Here is a 270-nt window from a genome sequence, read left to right on the forward strand (position 1 = left end):
GTATTGCGGGTAAAACTGCAAACGGCTGACAAAACCATTCTGCTTTATAGCGCCTCGGATATTGAGATGTTGAGGCCGGAACAACTGACCACGCATCCGTTTTTACAACGCGTTGGTCCCGATGTGCTGGATCCGAATCTGACGCCGGAGGTGGTAAAGGAACGGTTATTGTCACCGCGCTTTCGTAACCGTCAGTTTGCAGGATTACTGCTCGATCAGGCGTTTCTGGCTGGGCTTGGCAATTATTTGCGGGTGGAGATCCTCTGGCAG

General features: G+C 51.9%; 1 pseudogene. It reads left to right on the forward strand.

The features are described from left to right. Positions 1 to 270, forward strand: a pseudogene (locus tag SB725_RS31375) (endonuclease VIII); the annotation flags it as partial.

This window comes from Pseudomonas sp. SIMBA_041, assembly GCF_046535095.1.
GTDB lineage: Bacteria > Pseudomonadota > Gammaproteobacteria > Pseudomonadales > Pseudomonadaceae > Aquipseudomonas > Aquipseudomonas mucoides.